Source organism: Methylobacterium iners (genome assembly GCF_022179305.1).
Classification (GTDB): domain Bacteria; phylum Pseudomonadota; class Alphaproteobacteria; order Rhizobiales; family Beijerinckiaceae; genus Methylobacterium; species Methylobacterium iners.
In genome coordinates this window covers 41,203-56,946 of record NZ_BPQP01000071.1, presented here as the reverse complement: position 1 = coordinate 56,946, position 15,744 = coordinate 41,203, and the positions used below count along the sequence as shown (strand labels likewise).

The following is a 15,744-nucleotide window of genomic DNA, read 5'->3' as shown; positions in this document are numbered from 1 at the left end:
CGCCGACACCCTCAACGCCGACCTCCTCGCCTTCGTCAGAGCCTGATGAGCCGGGAGGGCCCGCGTCGCGCGGGCCCTCCTCCGCCCGCCGAGCCGCGGCGCGGGGTTGACTGATCCCACACGCCCGGCCGAAGGCTCGGCGCCATGCCCCTTGATCTCGAGCCAGGCCCGCTGGCCGTCGCGGCCTTCGCCTTCTTCCTCGCCGGCTTCGTCAAGGGCGTGGTCGGGCTGGGGCTGCCGCCCGTCGCCATGGGGCTGCTCAGCCTCGTCATGGCGCCGGCCCAGGCCGCCGCGCTCCTCGTCGTGCCCGCCTTCGTCACCAATGTCTGGCAGCTCGCGGCCGGCCCGCGCTTCGGGGTGCTGGCCCGCCGGCTCTGGCCGATGCTCGCCGCCAGCGTCGTCGGGACGCTGGCGGCGGCCGCCTTCCTTCACGGTCAGATCGGGGGCGGGGCCATCATCGCGCTGGGCTTCGCGCTGATCGCCTCCGCGATCCTCGGCCTCGCCGCCCCGCGCCTCAGGGTGCCGCCGGGCGCCGAGCCCTGGCTGGCGCCGCTCGCCGGAGCGGCGACCGGGCTCGTGACGGCCGCCACCGGCGTCTCCTCGATCCCCGCCGCACCGTTCATCGGGGCCCTGGGCCTCGACCGCGAGAACCTCATCCAGGCGCTCGGGCTTTCCTTCACGGTCTCCACCGTGGCGCTGGCCGTGGCGCTCGCCGGCAGCGGCGTCCTGGGGCCGGGCATCGCCGGCGTCTCGACCCTGGCCCTGGTGCCGGCGCTTCTCGGGCTGCGGCTCGGCGGTTGGGTGCGCGGCCGGGTCAGCGAGCCCGTCTTCCGGCGCTGCTTCTACCTCGGTCTGCTGGGGCTGGGGCTGCACCTTGCGTCGCGCGCGCTGTATTGAGGCAGCACCCGGTCGCGGACGGCCCTGAACCGGCCTTCAGAACTCCATGTCGAGTTCCTCGATCTCGTCCGGCTCGGCGAGCGCCGCCTCGGTCCAGTGCTGCATCAGCGACCAGTCCAGGATGCGGTCGCGGTAGCCGGCCGCACGGCCCGCGAGGAGCACGTCATAGGTGCGGAAGCGGGTGCAGACGGGGGCGTACATGGCATCGGCCAGGGTCGGGCGGGCGCCGAACAGGTAGGGGCCGTCATAGGCGCCGAGGCAATCCTCGAAGATCGCCACGATGCGCTCGATGTCGCCCCTGGCGCCGTTGAAGATCCGGAAGCCCAGGTGGCGGGCCTTGAGGTTCATCGGCAGGGCCGAGCGCAGATTGATGAAGCCGCCATGCATCTCGCCGGCGATCGAGCGGCAATGGGCGCGGGCGGCGACGTCCGCCGGCAGGAGGCCGGCTTCGGGAAAGGTCTCGTCGAGGTACTGGGCGATGGCGAGCGTGTCCCACACGGTCACGGCACCGTGGCGCAGGCGCGGCACGAGGAAGGAGGGCGAGAGGTGCAGGAGCTCGGCCCGGGTCGAGGCGTCCGCGCCCGACAGGAGCTCGGTCTCGAAATCGAGCCCCGCCATCCGGCAGAGGAGCCAGCCACGCAGCGACCAGGACGAGTAGTTCCGGCTCGAGATGGTGAGCGTCGTCGCCCGCATGATCCCCTCCCCCGGGGACACGCCCCGGGCAGCCGCGATCCAAGACTCGTGCCGCGGCACGGCCCCCGGGCCGCCCACTGAGTGATGCAACCGCACAACATCGAGGCGGCATCGTACTTTTCGCCCATTGCCATGCTCTCCCGCCGGGATCAGCCTAGCCGGCCATGGATGGCGTCGCGTGCAGCGCGGCCGTCCGGCCCGTCCGCTGCGGACGTTTCGCGGTTCGATCGTTCGCGCAGGAGTCCGGGCCCATGCTCTACCGTGCCTTCGAGGTCCAGTCGGACATGGCCGAGCGCACGCGCGCCTGGGGCCGCGTCCTCCACGACGCCGTCTCACCCTGGACCGGGATGGGCTACCGCGAGCCGATGACCTGGTGGTCGGCCGGCGCCCGGATGATGATGCGGGCCGGGCTCACCTTCACGCGCCCCTCCTACGGCATCGAGAGCGTGAGGGTCGGCAACCGTGAGGTGCCGGTCGAGGAGGAGGCCGTCTTCGCCACGCCCTTCGGCACCCTTCTGCGCTTCCGGAAGGACGTGGACACCGAGCAGCCGCGGGTGCTCGTGGTGGCGCCGCTCTCAGGGCATTTCGCGACGCTATTGCGCGGCACCGTGCGCACCCTGCTCGCCGACCACGACGTCTACATCACCGACTGGCACAACGCCCGCGACGTGCCGCTGGCCGCCGGCCGCTTCGGCTTCGACGACTACGTCGACCACCTCGTCCAGTTCCTGGAGGTCATGGGCGAGGGCGCGCATCTCGTCGCCGTCTGCCAGCCGGCGGTGCAGGCGCTCGCCGCCGCCGCCGTGATGGCGCAGACGAAGAACCGCGCGCATCCGCGCTCCATGACCCTGATGGCCGGCCCCGTCGATTGCCGGATCAGCCCGACCTCGGTGAACGAACTCGCGACCTCCAAGCCCATCGAATGGTTCGAGCGCAACCTCATCGCCACGGTGCCCGCCCGCTACGCCGGCGCCGGGCGGCGGGTCTATCCGGGATTCATGCAGGTCTCGGCCTTCCTCGCCATGAACGCCAAGCGCCACGTGCAGCAGCACGCGGACCTGTTCTGGCACCTGGCCGCCGACGAGACCGAGAAGGCGCGGGCCATCGAGACCTTCTACGACGAGTATTTCGCCGTGCTCGATCTCGACGCCGCGTTCTACATCGAGACGGTCAAGACCGTGTTCCAGGATTACACCCTCGCCAAGAACCAGCTCACCTATCGCGGCGACCCGATCGACATGGGCGCGATCCGGCGCACCGCCCTGATGACGGTGGAGGGCGAGCGCGACGACATCTGCGCGGTGGGCCAGACCATGGCGGCCCACGACCTCTGCACCGGCCTGCCCCCGCACATGAAGAGCCACCACCTCCAAGCCGGCGTCGGCCATTACGGGGTGTTCTCGGGGCGCCGCTGGGAGAGCCAAACCTATCCGCTGGTCAGGAATTTCATCCAGTCGCACGCGTGACACACCGCTGCGGCCGTCCGCAACGCGGGATCAAGGCGATGGTTGGAACTCGCCCTCGCTTGGTGTATGAGCCTGCGCCAAGTGCAGTTTCTGCGCCGATTCGAGACCGTCTGACGGACGTCCCTCCCGGGTCACTTCCTGGGCCAGGGGCGTTTTGCAGTTTCCCTCGCCGAGCGAGGGGGGGGTCGGGTCCGGCGCCGGGCAGGCAGACAACCCCTCTCAGAGGATCAAGACCGTTGCAGGTACTCGTTCGCGATAACAACGTCGACCAGGCGCTCCGCGTCCTCAAGAAGAAGATGCAGCGCGAAGGCATCTTCCGCGAGATGAAGCAGCGCAAGGCCTACGAGAAGCCCTCCGTGCGCAAGGCGCGGGAGAAGGCCGAGGCCGTGCGGCGTGCCCGCAAGCAGGCGCGCAAGACCGCGATCCGCGAGGGCCTGATCGCCGCCCCGAAGCCGAAGCCCCGCTTCGGTGCCGGCGCGCCGCGCCGTCCGGCAGGCTCGCCATTCGCGCCGAGCGCCCCGTCCGTGCCGAGCGCCGGCGCCGTCTGATTGGCGCTGCGGCCCCGCCGCAGCTCGATCCTTCGAGACGATCACGAGAGAAGCCCGGTCGCGCGAGCGGCACGGGCTTTTGTCGTTGGACGAGGTGTCAGGCCGCCCGCGCTGCGACCGTCGCGTGTTCGGCCTGGACCAGCACGTCGAGGGCGCGCCACGGCTTCTGCAGGTAGACCGCCTCGCGCGGCAGGCGGTCGTTCCGGCTCTCGTCGTAGCCCGAGGTGACCACCACCCGCACGTCCGGCCAGCGGTTACCGACGGTCCGCGCCAGGGCGACGCCGTCCATGGCGCCGGGCAGGCGCACATCCGCGAAGAGAAGGGCCACCGTCACGCCCGAATGCTCCAGCACCGAGATCGCGGCCTCCGCGCTCTCGCAGGCGATGACGTCCAGATCCGTCTCCTCCAGCACCGCCGCGGCCAGGTTGCGGATCGCCGCGTCGTCCTCGACCACGAGTGCGACCGGACAATCGGTGCGAGATGAATCCATGAGGTCCTCCGAATCGGGATGCAGCCCGCCGCGCGGCAGGCCTGGGCGTCGGGATCGTGATGCGTGCTGGCGATGATTCTTGACGAGTGATGCTGCGCCGCCACGGACCGGACGGCAAGAGTCCGATTCGGCCCTCCGTCATGCGCGCAGCGCAGCCGGCTCGCCCCTGATTTCGCCGCATCGCTGCCCGAGCATGGCTCGGCGATCGGGAGCGGGCCCGGACCCTGCTCCGACGAGTGTGTCGGCGACGGTGTGTGGGCCCCGCTTTAACGAAGCGTTCACCCCGCAAACCTGAGTGTTACGGCACGATGACGGTTTGAAGGGGAAACGGCCTGCTCCATGCTTGGCAGCGCTGTCCATGACGTGAGGGGTGTCGACCAGCCATGTGCCGCTTTCTCGCCTATAGCGGTGAGCCGGTCTTCCTGACCGACCTGGTCTGCGCGCCCACCCACTCCCTCGTTCACCAGTCGCTCCACGCGGCCGAGGCGAAGACCGAGACGAACGGCGACGGCTTCGGCATCGGCTGGTACGGCGAGCGGCCCGATCCCGGCCTCTACCGCGACGTCTCACCGGCCTGGTCGGACGAGAACCTCGTCAATCTCTGCCAGCAGGTTCGGGCGCGCGCCTTCTTCGCCCATGTCCGCGCCTCGACGGGCACGGCGACGACGCGGGCCAATTGCCATCCCTTCGCGCATGGCCGGCACCTGTTCATGCATAATGGCCAGATCGGCGGCTACCACCGCATCAAGCGCCGCCTCGAGGCGCTGATTCCCGACGCCCTCTACGATCACCGCCGCGGTGCCACCGACTCCGAGGCGATCTTCCTTCTGGCGCTCGCCAACGGCCTCGCCGAGGACCCGATCGGGGCTATGGCGCAGACCCTCGCGACCGTGCGCGACCTCATGCTGGCGGCCGGCATCACCGAGGCCCTGCGCTTCACTGCCGTGGTGACGAACGGGATCGAACTCACGGCCTTTCGTTGGGCCTGCGACGGCCGCCCGCCGAGCCTCTACTACCGCCAGACCGAATCCGGTCTCATCGTCGTCTCCGAGCCGATCGACGGAAGCCGCGAGGGTTGGACCATCGTGCCGAAGGGCGGCACCCTGCAGGCCACCCGCGGCGCCAACGTTGTGGTGAAGGGTCCGGAAGTAGCGGCGAAGAAGGCGCGGATCGCGGCCTGATCCGCGCTGAGGCTCGGCTTCGCCCACCCCAGTCAAGAAGCACCCTTCCCTCCCCTTGTGCGGAGGAGAGTCGCCTGGGCTTGCGGCCACCGTCATGAGCGCCGAAAACGGGCGCCCGCCGGCGGCACCGCCGGCCTAGGCAGGGTTCGCTTCATGGACTGGGACGTCAGACTGCACATTGCCGGGGAATGGACTGCAGGCTCCGCCTCCGAGACGCTGCCGATCCTCAACCCCGCCACCGGCGAGACGCTGGGCCAACTCGCCATCGCCACCCGCGACGACCTCGATCGGGCGCTCGCCGCCGCCGCGCGCGGCTTTTCGGAATGGCGCAAGGTCTCCGCCTTCGAGCGCGCCAAGATCATGCGCCGGGCCGCCGACCTCTTGCGCGAGCGCGCCGAGGACATCGCCCGCACCATCACCACGGAGCAGGGCAAGCCCATCGCCGAGGCCCGGATCGAGACCCTGGCCGGCGCCGACGTGATCGACTGGTTCGCCGAGGAAGGGAAGCGCGCCTACGGCCGCGTCATCCCGGCCCGCGCCGAGGGTGTGATGCAGATCGTCCTGCGCGAGCCGGTCGGGCCGGTCGCCGCCTTCACGCCCTGGAACTTCCCGATCAACCAGGCGGTCCGCAAGATCTCGGCCTCCCTCTGCACCGGCTGCTCGGTGATCCTGAAAGGACCCGAGGACACGCCGGCGAGCTGCGCCGCGCTCGTGCGCGCCTTCCTCGCCGCGGGCGTGCCGAGCGACACCCTTTCCCTCGTCTATGGCGAGCCGGCCGCGATCTCCTCGTACCTGATCCCGCATCCGGTCATCCAGAAGATCTCCTTCACGGGCTCGACCGCCGTGGGCAAGGAGCTCGCGGCGCTCGCCGGCCGGCACATGAAGCGGGCCACGATGGAGCTCGGCGGCCACGCCCCCGCGATCGTGTTCGGCGATGCCGACATCGACCAGGCGGTGCAGGTGCTCGGCGCCAACAAGTTCCGCAATGCCGGCCAGGTCTGCGTCGCGCCGACCCGCTTCCTCGTCCACGATTCCGTCTACGACCGCTTCGTCGAGGGATTTTCGGGGTTCGCGGAGGGCATCCGGGTCGGAAACGGGCTGGAGCCCAAGACTCGCATGGGACCCCTCGTCCATGCCCGGAGGCTCGACGCGGTGGACGCGCTCGTGTCGGAGGCCGTCGCCGAGGGCGCGTCACTGCGCACGGGCGGGCACCGCATCGGCAACAGCGGCAACTTCTACGCGCCGACCGTGCTGACCGAGGTGCCGCTCACCTCCCGCATCATGAACGAGGAGCCCTTCGGCCCCGTCGCGCTGGTGCGCCGGTTCTCGGAGGACGAAGAGGCCTTCGCGGAGGCCAACCGCCTTCCCTACGGGCTCGCCGCCTACGCCTATACGCGCTCCGCCGCCCGCGCGGCGGAGGTGTCGGCCCGGCTCGAGACGGGCATGCTGGGGATCAACCATCACGGGATCTCGCTGCCCGAGACGCCCTTCGGCGGCGTCAAGGATTCCGGCTACGGCAGCGAGGGCGGCTCGGAGGCGATCGAGGGTTATCTCACGACGAAGTTCGTCACACAGGCGCGGGCGTAGGAGCGACGTCGACAGGCGCAGTCGGATCGAGGCTCGCGCCCTTCCCTCCCTCTTGTGGGGAGGGATAGAGGGTGGGGGTGGTTCCGCCTGGCTCAGTCGAGGGTCACCCAGCCACCCCCACCTCCAACTCGTCCCCACATGGGGGAGGAGAGGCCCAACCCTTCCTCAGAACCGCGACCGGCGCTGCGCGTCGAGGCTCCAGGGGCCGGGGCCCGCCGCGGCGAGGTAGAGGAAGATGAAGCAGTACAGGACGGCGAGTTCGCCGCCGTTCAAGAGCGGGTAGAAGCTCCTGGACGCGTGCGCGAGAAAATAGGCCACCGCCATCTGACCCGACAGGATGAAGGCGGTCGGCCGGGTGAACAGGCCGAGCACGATCAGGGCGCCGCCGACGAGTTCGAGGATGCCGGCGATGCCTGGGAGCGACAGCAGGGCCGGCATACCGCGCTCGCTGACGGCGGGAAAGCCGAGCAGCTTCTGCGTCCCGTGCGCCATGAACAGGAGCCCGGTCATGATGCGAAGGACACTCAGCAGGCGCGGCGCCCAGGTGGTCGAGATCGCGTCGAGATTCATGCGGGCCCATCTCCGTCGAAGGCTGCCGGCGGCAGCGCAGCCGGCGCATCCAGCATGAAACGGAGGGTTGCGTCGACCCGGATTGCGGTGCGGCAGGGCACATTCCGGCTGCCGCTCCCCAGGTGATCCCGGGGAGCGGGCGACGGGCCTACGGCTCCTTGAAGCCGTATTCCGGCACGCCCTCCTCGTTGCCGTAATACTTGTAGGGCAGGAACTTGCCCGACATGCTCATCTTCACCCGGTCGCCCTTGTTGTTGGGCTCGCGCTCCATGGTCATGTTGAAGTCGATCGCCGACATGATGCCGTCGCCGAAATCCTCCTGGATCAGCTCCTTCCAGGTCGTGCCGTAGACCATCACAAGCTCGTAGAAGCGGTAGATCAACGGGTCGGTCGGCGGCATCTGCGGGATCGAGCCGCGATAGGGCGCCTCGTTGAGCATGCGCTCCTCCGCCTGGCTGAGGCCGAACAGCTCCGCGGCCTTCTTCGCCTGGGCCTTGGGCAGCTTCATCTGGCCCATGCAGGCCGCCGTGATCAGGATCGGCGAGATGCCGCCAATCTCCTCCTGGATGAACTTCCAGGTCCAGCCCTTCTCGCGCTTGATGTCGAGAAGCTTCTCGGTGAGGTCTTCGCGCTTCATGGCGGTCTCCAGTTTGTTGGATATGTCGCGAGAATCCCCCTCCCCCTTGTGGGGAGGGGAGGGGTGGGGGTGGTTCCGCTGGCCTCGACTGAGGGTCGCCCAGCCACCCCCACCTCCAACTCCTCCCCACAAGGGGGAGGAGAGTGCGCGCGGTTCAGCCGAGCGCCGCCGCGGCCGCATCGGCCTCGGTGAGCGTCAGCCGCACCACCGGCGGATGGCGCTGGTCGTAGCCGGGCGGGCTCTCGTCGCGCAGGGTCTTCGAGCGGCTGACGAGGAAGTCGATGAGGTGGTTGCGGAGCGCATAGTAGCCGGGCTGGCGGTGGAGCCCCGTGCGGGTGCGGTCCTTCGGCAACGGGTTCTCGACGATCTCGGCGACCTTGGCCCCCGGGCCGTTCGTCATCAGCACGATGCGGTCGGCGAGATAGATCGACTCGTCGACGTCGTGCGTGATCATGAACACCGTCTGCCCAGTCTCGACGCAGATGCGCCGGACCTCGTCTTGCAGCGTTCCACGCGTCAATGCGTCGAGCGCCGAAAAGGGCTCGTCCATGAGCAGCATCTTCGGCTCGATCGAGAGCGCGCGGGCGATGCCGACGCGCTGCTTCATGCCGCCCGAGAGCTCGGCCGGGCGCTTGTGCTCGGAACCGGCGAGGCCGACGAGCGCGATGGCCCGGCGCGCCCGCTCCTCGATTTCGGCCCGCGAGGCCTTCCGCCAGCGCGAGGAGACGGCGTAGGCGACGTTGCCGAGCACCGTCCGCCAGGGCAGCAGGGCGTGACCCTGGAAGATGACGGCCCGGTCGAGGCTCGGCCCCTCGATCGCCTTGCCGTCGGCGATGACGACGCCCTCGCTCGGCGCCTCGAGCCCGGCCAGGATGTTGAGCACCGTGGTCTTGCCGCAGCCGGAATGGCCGATCATGCAGACGAACTCGCCCCGGCGCATGGGCAGCCACAGGTTCTCGAACACGGTGGTCTGCTTTCCGCCGGGCGCCGGGTAGCGCCGGGCGATGCCCTCGATCGAGATGAACTTGTCGGAGGACATGCGGCCGGGTTCCGGGAGCTCGGCGGGGCGCATCGCGCGGCGCGCGGGGAAGGGAATGAGCGCGTTCATCGTGGCCTCACTCCGGGAAGGTGACGAGGCGCTGGGCTCGGGCCAGCAGCTGGTCGAGGATCATGCCGACGAGGCCGATGAGCAGGATCGACGTGATCACGTTGGTGATCGAGAGGTTGTTCCACTCGTTCCAGACGAAGTAGCCGATGCCGGTGCCCCCCACGAGCATCTCGGCCGCCACGATCACGAGCCAGGCGATGCCGATGGAGATGCGCATGCCGGTGAGGATGGTGGGCGCCGCCGCCGGCAGGATCACCGTGAAGGCGCGCCGCAGTGGGCCGACCTCCAGGGTGCGCGAGACGTTGATCCACTCCTTGCGGGTGCCGGAGACCCCGAAGGCGGTGTTGATCAGCATCGGCCACAGGGAGCAGATGAAGATCACGAAGATGGCCGAGAGCCCCGAATCCTTGATCGTGAACAGGGCGAGCGGCATCCAGGCCAGCGGCGAGACCGGCTTCAGGATCTGGATGTAGGGGTCGAGCGCCCGGCTCATGAGCGGCGACATGCCGATGAGGAAGCCGATCGGGATCGCCACCAGCACGGCGAGTCCGTAGCCCAGCGCCACGCGGCCGATCGAGTAGGCGAGCTGGATCCCGAGGCCCTTGTCGTTGGGGCCGCGGTCGTAGAACGGGTTCTTGAGGTGGCCCCAGATCGTCGCCGCGACGTCGAGCGGCCCCGGCATGGCCGACTTGCCGGTGGTGGCCGAGGTGCCCATCAGCGCCGCGTATTCCGGGTCCATCGCCTCGGTCTTGGCAAGTCCGCTCGTGCCGATCTGCCAGGCGAGCAGGAAGGCGGCGAGCAGCCCCAGCGAGACGATGAGCGCCCGGAGGTTGAGGGAGGCGGGGGGCATCGCTCAGATCGCCCGCTTGATCGCGAAGGAGTCAAGGTACTCCTTGGGCTTGGCCGGATCGAAGACCTTGCCCATCACCGAGAAGGTCTTGGTGGTGGAGGCGGGCGGGGTCAGCCCGTCCTGCTGCATCCGCTTGACCGCGTCGGTGGCGAGGAACACGCGCTTGGCGACCGCGTCGTAATCGACGTCGCCCTTGATCTGACCCCAGCGCTTCATCTGGGTCATGATCCAGACGGCGAAGGACTGCCAGGGGAAGGGGTCGAAATCGACCCGGTCCGGCACCTTCTTCACGCTGCCGAGGCCGTCGGCGAAGGTGCCGGTGAGCACCTGCTCCACCACCGTGAGGGGCTGGTTGAGGTAGTTCGCCGGCGCGATCGCCGCGGCGATCTCCTTCCGGTTCTCGGCCTTCGAGGCGTAGCTGGTCGCCTCGATGATGGCGCGCAGCAGCGCCGCGTAGGTGTTCGGCGTCTGCGTCACGAAATCCTGCGAGGCCGCGAAGGCGCAGCAGGGATGCCGGTCCCAGATCTCCTTGGAGAGCATGTGGATGAAGCCGACGCCGTCATAGACCGCGCGCTGGTTGACCGGGTCGGGCGCCAGGAAGCCGTCGATGTTGTCCGCGCGCATGTTCGCGACCATGTCGGGCGGCGGAACGCTGCGGATCTGCACGTCGGCGTCGGGGTCGATGCCGGCCTCGGCGAGGTAGTAGCGCAGCAGGTAATTGTGCATCGAGTAGTCGAAGGGCACGGCGAGCTTGAAGCCCTTCCAGTCCTTCGGGTCGCGCCGGTCCTTGTGCTTGAGGGCCAGCGTGATCGCCTGGCCGTTGACGTTCTCCACCGCCGGCATCGTGTAGGGGGTCGGCGTCGAGCCGAGACCGAGCGAGATCGCGATCGGCATCGGCGCCAGCATGTGGGCGGCGTCGTATTCCTTGTTCAGGGTCTTGTCGCGGATCACCGCCCAGCCCGCGGTCTTCACCACCTCCACGTCGAGGCCCTGCTTGGCGTAGAAGCCCATTGGCGAGGCCATGATGATCGGCGTCGCGCAGGTGATCGGGATGAAGCCGATCTTGAGGGCCTTCTTCTCCGGCGCGCCGGCCTGCGCGAGGGCTTCCGCCGCGAACTTGACCGGGAAGAACTGGCTCACCGCCGCCAGCGCCGTCGCCGCACCGACGCTCTTGAGGAAGGCGCGGCGCTGGGCATCCTGCGGGAACAGCGCCCGCATGACGGCGCCCTCCACCACCCGCTCGATCGCCGCGTCGCCCGCCGGCGCCGCATCGTGCTCGGCCTGGGAGGCGTGGGCGCCGCAAGAGCAGCCGCGCTGCTTGAGCGTGAGCTTGGAATCGAACGGATCGTCGAACAGCGCCATCGTGTTTGCCTCGCCCCGCGGTGACGGGAGGGGCTTGGCAAAGCGTGTGCCAGGGACGGGAAAGGCGGCGCCTCCTCGGGGACAAAGGGTTTAGCTGCCTCCCACCGATTACGGATTTTCGTAGTCTACGAGTTGTCGTAGTTCGTGATACGAGATCTCGTAGGCTGATGCGGAAGGCGTAGATCAGCCAATGGAAGGCTCGGATGTCACCGCATGACACATCAGTGAGCGCGGAAATCTCCTCCCCCTTGTGGGGAGAGGTGGGGGTGGTCCCGCTTGGTGAGCGGGCGGGTCACGCAGCCACCCCCACCTCCAACTCCTCCCCACAGGGGGGAGGAGAGGCGCTCGGCCCCGTCTTCCATGGCGCGCCGGAGGCAATGCTGGTGCTCGATCCGAGCGCCGACGCGATCTGCGACGCGAACCCGGCCGCTGCCCGCCTCCTCGGCTACGATCGCGAGACGCTTCGGGCCATGCGCGTCACCGCGCTCCACCCCGATCAGGTCCCGACCCTCATCGTCTTCACCCAGGCCGTCCAGGCCCGGGGCCGCGACTGGACCCACGCGCTGTCGCCCCGCCACGCCGAGGGACATGGCCTAAACGTGGAATACAGCGGCGCGCTCCTGCCGGGCGATCCGAACCGGATCCTCGTCAGCCTGTTCGATCTCGACGAGCGCCGCCGCCGCCTCGTCGACACGGAGGCCGACGCCCACATGCGCGCGGGTCTCACCGAATGGCAGCGCATGGAGCGGATCTTTCGCGACATCGAGCGCGAGAACCAGCTCATCCTGCGCGCGGCGGGCGAGGGCATCTACGGCGTCAACGCGGAAGGGATCACCACCTTCATCAATCCGGCCGCCGAGCGGATGCTGGGCTGGCAGGCCGCCGACCTCGTCGGGCGCGACATGCATTCCACCGTCCACCACAGCCATCCGGACGGCTGCCACTACCCCCACCACGACTGCCCGATCTACGCGGCTTTTCGCGATGGGGCGGTGCATCAGGTCGACACCGAGGTGTTCTGGCGTCGCGACGGCACGCCGATTTCGGTCGAGTACACCTCGACGCCGATCCGCGACCGCGGGCGGCTGCTCGGTGCCGTCATCGTGTTTCGCGACATCAGCCAGAGGCGCGAGGCCGACGAGCGTCTGCGCAACGCGCTCGCCGAGGTCGATTCCCTGCGCGAGCGGCTGGAGTTGGAGAACGCCTACCTGCGTGAGGAAATCCGCGAGGGCGGGCACCACCAGGGCATCATCGGCCGCGCGCCCGCCACCGAGGCGGTCCGCCGCCAGATCGACCTCGTGGCCGGCACCGACGCCACCGTCCTCGTCACCGGCGAGTCCGGCACCGGCAAGGAGTTGGTCGCCCGCGCCATCCACGAGGCGAGCCGGCGCCGCGACCGGCCGCTGATCCGCGTGAACTGCGCCGCGGTCCCGCGCGAATTGTTCGAGAGCGAGTTCTTCGGCCATGCCAGGGGCGCCTTCACCGGTGCCTTGCGCGATCGCGTCGGGCGCTTCGAGCTGGCCGACGGCGGCACGCTCTTCCTCGACGAGGTCGGCGAGATCCCCCTCGACCTCCAGGGCAAGCTCCTGCGGGTGCTGCAGGAGCGCCAGTTCGAGCGGATCGGCGAGGAACGCACCCGGGCCGTGGACGTGCGCCTCGTGGCGGCGACGAACCGCGACCTCAAATCCGAGGTGAAGCGCGGGCGCTTCCGCGAGGACCTTTATTTCCGCCTCAACGTCTTCCCGATCAATGCGGCTCCCCTGCGCGAGCGGCCCGAGGACATCCCGCTCATCGCGCAGCATTTCGTGCGCAACGTGGCCCGGCGCCTCAACCTTCCAGAGCTGCGCCTCACCGAGGGCGACGTCCGCCGGCTCACCCGCTACGACTGGCCCGGCAACGTGCGCGAGCTCGAAAACATCATCGAGCGGGCCGCGATCCTGGCCGTGCGCGGTCGGCTCCGCTTCGACCTGCCCGAGCCGGAAGCATCCGCGACGGTCGAGCCGGCGCGGCCGGCCGCGCTCGTCCCGACGGCGCCACCGACGGAAGCGGAAAGACGCGCTCGCGATCGCGCCGACATCGCAGCGGCGCTCGCGATCAGCAACGGCCGTGTCTTCGGTCCCGGTGGCGCGGCGGAAATCCTGGGGCTCAAGCCGACCACCCTGGCGTCCCGCATCAAGGCGCTGGGCCTGCGCCGGCGATAGCGCCTCACGCCCAGTCATGCACACGAGGCATGGCGTCCGCCGAATACATAGAATGCGCTCGTTTTCGGAAGCAGCTCACGAACTCGTGACGGGTAGAACGCTACCATCTCAACGAGAGAGCGATGACCGAGCGTCGATCCACCCCCCGCGTGAGGCTCTTGCTGCCAGCCCTGTGCTGGAGCCAGTCCCGGTCCGATTTCTACGCGGTGACCGAGGACGTCGCGCAGTATGGCATCCGCTTCAAGGCCGCGGTCGTTCCCACCGTCGGCGAGACCCTGACCTGCAGCATCCGCCATACCGGCTCGCTGGAAACGCGGGTGATCCGCGTGGCCAGGGAGCGCTTCGCCGTCCGCGTGCTGCGCGCCGAGTACCCGCTGCGCCTCGTCGCGCAGAACCTCCTCGCCCTCGCCGAGGAGCAGAACGCCCTGCCCGTCGCCCAGCGCGCGGCCGAGCGGATCGTGCCTGAGATCGCGGACGTGGTCGTCACCACGCCCTACGGCACCATGATCCCGGGCCGGGTCATGAACGTCTCCGCCACGGGCGCCGCAGTCTCCGTGGACGAGCCCATCGAGGTCGGGACCCTCATCATGATCGGCAGCACGCCGGCCAAGGTGGCTCGATGCTTCGATAACGGAATCGGCGCAGCCTTCCTGGCGCCGCTCCAGGGCGGGCAGGTCGACCCGCGGGTGGTCCTGTAAACCTTCGTCGATCCATTAATCTTCCATATATCCCGCACCGTTACGGTCCCCCCGTGTCCTGAGAGCGGTGGCCGATGCACCTGACGAACAGCGCGGGAATCGAGAGCCGGACGACGCCGCTCGCTCCGGTCAGGTCCGCCATGGCCGAGGCCCTGGCCTTTCCCGGGCTGCTGTCGAAGATCGTCCGCAACCTCATCGAGTCCTGGCCCGACGCCGTCTATCGCGAGCCCCTCGTCGAGGGCCGCTTCCTCGGGCGCCGGACGACCTATGTCTGCGATCCGGCGCTGATCCGGCAACTCCTCGTGGACGAGGCCGACGGTCTCCTGCGCGAGGACTTCATGCTGCGCGCCCTCTGTCCCGCCCTCGGTCAGGGCATCCTGACCGCGGATGGCGCGCGCTGGCGGACCCAGCGCCAAGCGGTCGCGCCGATGTTCCGCCACGACCGGATCGCCCACTTCGTGCCGGCCATGGAGGCGGCCCTGAGCGCCACCCGCGAGCGCTTGCGCCAGGGCGATCGTCGCGTCGACCTGCTCGACGAGATGATGCGGGCGACCTTCGCGATCATGGGCGCGACGATGCTGTCGGACGAGCCGGGCCTCGACGTCGAGGCCTTCGGCCGCGCGCTCACCGATTACCTCGATCAGGTGAGCTGGAAGATCGCGGTCACCATGCTCGGCGCGCCGGCTTGGACACCTCATCCCGGGTACCTGCGCGGCCGGCGCGCGGCGCGCACGCTGCGCAGCATGATCGGCGAGACGATCGCCGCCCGCCGGCGCAGCGGCCGCGACGGCGCGGACCTGCTCGGGCTCATGCTCTCCGTCCGTAATCCGGAAGGGGGCGCGGCCATGTCCGACGAGGCCCTCGTCGACAACCTTCTCACCTTCGTCGCCGCCGGGCACGAGACCACGGCGCTGGCGATGGCCTGGACCTTCCGCCTTCTCGCCGAGCACCCGGGCATCGAGGCGCGCGTCCTCGACGAGATCGCCGCGGCCGGCGCCGGCGCGGCGGAGGCGCTGCCCTATACGCGCCAAGTGGTGATGGAGACGATGCGGCTCTATCCGCCCGCGCCGCTCATCGTCCGCCAGACCCTCCGCCCGATCAGGTTGGGCGGGACGACCCTTCCGGCCGGCCGCTCCGTCCATGTGCCGATCTATGCCGTCCACCGCCACAAGGCGCTCTGGACCTCCCCGGAAGTCTTCGACCCCGACCGCTTCGGCTCGGCCGCGAGCGCCGGGCGCGACAAGTACGGCTACCTGCCCTTCGGCGCGGGACCACGGATCTGCATCGGGATGAGTTTCGCGCTGACCGAATGCGTGACGATCCTGAGGATGCTGCTGCCGGTCTTCCGCTTCGAAGTCGGCCCGGGACGCCGGCCGGAAGCGCGCTTCAAGGTCAGCCTGCGGCCGCATGGCGGGATGCCCATGCGCGTCGTCCCGCGCGCGATGCAGTGATCCGC

General features: G+C 69.5%; 15 protein-coding genes. 8 read left to right on the top strand and 7 right to left on the bottom strand.

Annotated elements, in window-relative coordinates; translation table 11 throughout:
• Positions 1–144 precede the first annotated feature (144 nt).
• Positions 145–897: a sulfite exporter TauE/SafE family protein gene (locus tag MFF55_RS20605; protein ID WP_238245982.1), complete on the top strand. Its 753-nt coding sequence runs from the start codon at positions 145–147 to the stop codon at positions 895–897.
• Positions 898–933: 36 nt separating this feature from the next.
• On the opposite strand, the gene MFF55_RS20600 is transcribed toward MFF55_RS20605, so the two are convergent.
• Positions 934–1,590, bottom strand: coding sequence for a glutathione S-transferase family protein (locus tag MFF55_RS20600; RefSeq protein WP_238245981.1), 657 nt, complete (start codon positions 1,588–1,590; stop codon positions 934–936).
• A gap of 251 nt (positions 1,591–1,841) precedes the next feature.
• On the opposite strand from MFF55_RS20600, the gene MFF55_RS20595 reads away from it, so the two are divergent.
• Both MFF55_RS20595 and rpsU read left to right on the top strand, forming a co-directional pair.
• Positions 1,842–3,056, top strand: coding sequence for a polyhydroxyalkanoate depolymerase (locus tag MFF55_RS20595; RefSeq protein ID WP_238245980.1), 1,215 nt, complete (start codon positions 1,842–1,844; stop codon positions 3,054–3,056).
• A 236-nt stretch (positions 3,057–3,292) separates the two neighbouring features.
• Positions 3,293–3,604, top strand: coding sequence for a 30S ribosomal protein S21 (gene rpsU, locus MFF55_RS20590; RefSeq protein ID WP_238245979.1), 312 nt, complete (start codon positions 3,293–3,295; stop codon positions 3,602–3,604).
• 97 nt (positions 3,605–3,701) lie between these two features.
• Here the strand turns inward: rpsU and MFF55_RS20585 are convergent, their stop codons facing one another.
• Entirely contained in the window at positions 3,702–4,094 is a 393-nt protein-coding gene (locus MFF55_RS20585; protein ID WP_238245978.1) for a response regulator, read from the bottom strand.
• A 383-nt stretch (positions 4,095–4,477) separates the two neighbouring features.
• Here MFF55_RS20585 and MFF55_RS20580 point away from each other — a divergent pair, with 383 nt between their 5' ends.
• Entirely contained in the window at positions 4,478–5,275 is a 798-nt protein-coding gene (locus tag MFF55_RS20580; RefSeq protein WP_238245977.1) for a class II glutamine amidotransferase, read from the top strand.
• Between the two features lie 153 nt (positions 5,276–5,428).
• Positions 5,429–6,862 carry an NAD-dependent succinate-semialdehyde dehydrogenase gene (locus tag MFF55_RS20575; protein ID WP_238245976.1) on the top strand — a complete coding sequence of 478 codons (1,434 nt, stop codon included), beginning with the start codon at positions 5,429–5,431 and terminating at the stop codon, positions 6,860–6,862.
• A 165-nt stretch (positions 6,863–7,027) separates the two neighbouring features.
• Here MFF55_RS20575 and MFF55_RS20570 read toward each other — a convergent pair whose 3' ends face one another.
• From MFF55_RS20570 to MFF55_RS20550, 5 genes are all read right to left on the bottom strand, one after another.
• Positions 7,028–7,432, bottom strand: coding sequence for a DoxX family protein (locus MFF55_RS20570; protein ID WP_238245975.1), 405 nt, complete (start codon positions 7,430–7,432; stop codon positions 7,028–7,030).
• A 148-nt stretch (positions 7,433–7,580) separates the two neighbouring features.
• Positions 7,581–8,069: a cyanase gene (gene cynS / locus MFF55_RS20565; protein WP_238245974.1), complete on the bottom strand. Its 489-nt coding sequence runs from the start codon at positions 8,067–8,069 to the stop codon at positions 7,581–7,583.
• 154 nt (positions 8,070–8,223) lie between these two features.
• Positions 8,224–9,177: an ABC transporter ATP-binding protein gene (locus MFF55_RS20560; protein WP_238245973.1), complete on the bottom strand. Its 954-nt coding sequence runs from the start codon at positions 9,175–9,177 to the stop codon at positions 8,224–8,226.
• Positions 9,178–9,184: 7 nt separating this feature from the next.
• A complete protein-coding gene (gene ntrB / locus MFF55_RS20555) occupies positions 9,185–10,027 on the bottom strand; it encodes a nitrate ABC transporter permease (protein ID WP_238245972.1) in 843 nt (280 codons plus the stop codon).
• A 3-nt stretch (positions 10,028–10,030) separates the two neighbouring features.
• Entirely contained in the window at positions 10,031–11,389 is a 1,359-nt protein-coding gene (locus MFF55_RS20550) for a CmpA/NrtA family ABC transporter substrate-binding protein (protein WP_238245971.1), read from the bottom strand.
• Between the two features lie 266 nt (positions 11,390–11,655).
• Here MFF55_RS20550 and MFF55_RS20545 point away from each other — a divergent pair, with 266 nt between their 5' ends.
• The 3 genes from MFF55_RS20545 (at position 11,656) to MFF55_RS20535 (ending at position 15,739) form a co-directional block, all read left to right on the top strand.
• A complete protein-coding gene (locus MFF55_RS20545) occupies positions 11,656–13,590 on the top strand; it encodes a sigma 54-interacting transcriptional regulator (protein WP_373874847.1) in 1,935 nt (644 codons plus the stop codon).
• 122 nt (positions 13,591–13,712) lie between these two features.
• On the top strand, positions 13,713–14,288 hold the full coding sequence (locus MFF55_RS20540; protein ID WP_238245970.1) for a PilZ domain-containing protein: 576 nt from the start codon (positions 13,713–13,715) through the stop codon (positions 14,286–14,288).
• 74 nt (positions 14,289–14,362) lie between these two features.
• On the top strand, positions 14,363–15,739 hold the full coding sequence (locus tag MFF55_RS20535; RefSeq protein WP_238245969.1) for a cytochrome P450: 1,377 nt from the start codon (positions 14,363–14,365) through the stop codon (positions 15,737–15,739).
• Positions 15,740–15,744: the final 5 nt, after the last annotated feature.

What these genes read in the sequence shown, in the direction of transcription:
- MFF55_RS20605 (WP_238245982.1), top strand. Translation starts at nt 145, where the DNA reads ATGCCCCTTGATCTCGAGCCAGGCCCGCTGGCCGTCGCGGCCTTCGCC.
- MFF55_RS20600 (WP_238245981.1), bottom strand. Translation starts at nt 1,590, where the DNA reads ATGCGGGCGACGACGCTCACCATCTCGAGCCGGAACTACTCGTCCTGG.
- MFF55_RS20595 (WP_238245980.1), top strand. Translation starts at nt 1,842, where the DNA reads ATGCTCTACCGTGCCTTCGAGGTCCAGTCGGACATGGCCGAGCGCACG.
- MFF55_RS20585 (WP_238245978.1), bottom strand. Translation starts at nt 4,094, where the DNA reads ATGGATTCATCTCGCACCGATTGTCCGGTCGCACTCGTGGTCGAGGAC.
- MFF55_RS20580 (WP_238245977.1), top strand. Translation starts at nt 4,478, where the DNA reads ATGTGCCGCTTTCTCGCCTATAGCGGTGAGCCGGTCTTCCTGACCGAC.
- MFF55_RS20575 (WP_238245976.1), top strand. Translation starts at nt 5,429, where the DNA reads ATGGACTGGGACGTCAGACTGCACATTGCCGGGGAATGGACTGCAGGC.
- MFF55_RS20570 (WP_238245975.1), bottom strand. Translation starts at nt 7,432, where the DNA reads ATGAATCTCGACGCGATCTCGACCACCTGGGCGCCGCGCCTGCTGAGT.
- cynS (WP_238245974.1), bottom strand. Translation starts at nt 8,069, where the DNA reads ATGAAGCGCGAAGACCTCACCGAGAAGCTTCTCGACATCAAGCGCGAG.
- MFF55_RS20560 (WP_238245973.1), bottom strand. Translation starts at nt 9,177, where the DNA reads ATGAACGCGCTCATTCCCTTCCCCGCGCGCCGCGCGATGCGCCCCGCC.
- ntrB (WP_238245972.1), bottom strand. Translation starts at nt 10,027, where the DNA reads ATGCCCCCCGCCTCCCTCAACCTCCGGGCGCTCATCGTCTCGCTGGGG.
- MFF55_RS20550 (WP_238245971.1), bottom strand. Translation starts at nt 11,389, where the DNA reads ATGGCGCTGTTCGACGATCCGTTCGATTCCAAGCTCACGCTCAAGCAG.
- MFF55_RS20540 (WP_238245970.1), top strand. Translation starts at nt 13,713, where the DNA reads ATGACCGAGCGTCGATCCACCCCCCGCGTGAGGCTCTTGCTGCCAGCC.
- MFF55_RS20535 (WP_238245969.1), top strand. Translation starts at nt 14,363, where the DNA reads ATGCACCTGACGAACAGCGCGGGAATCGAGAGCCGGACGACGCCGCTC.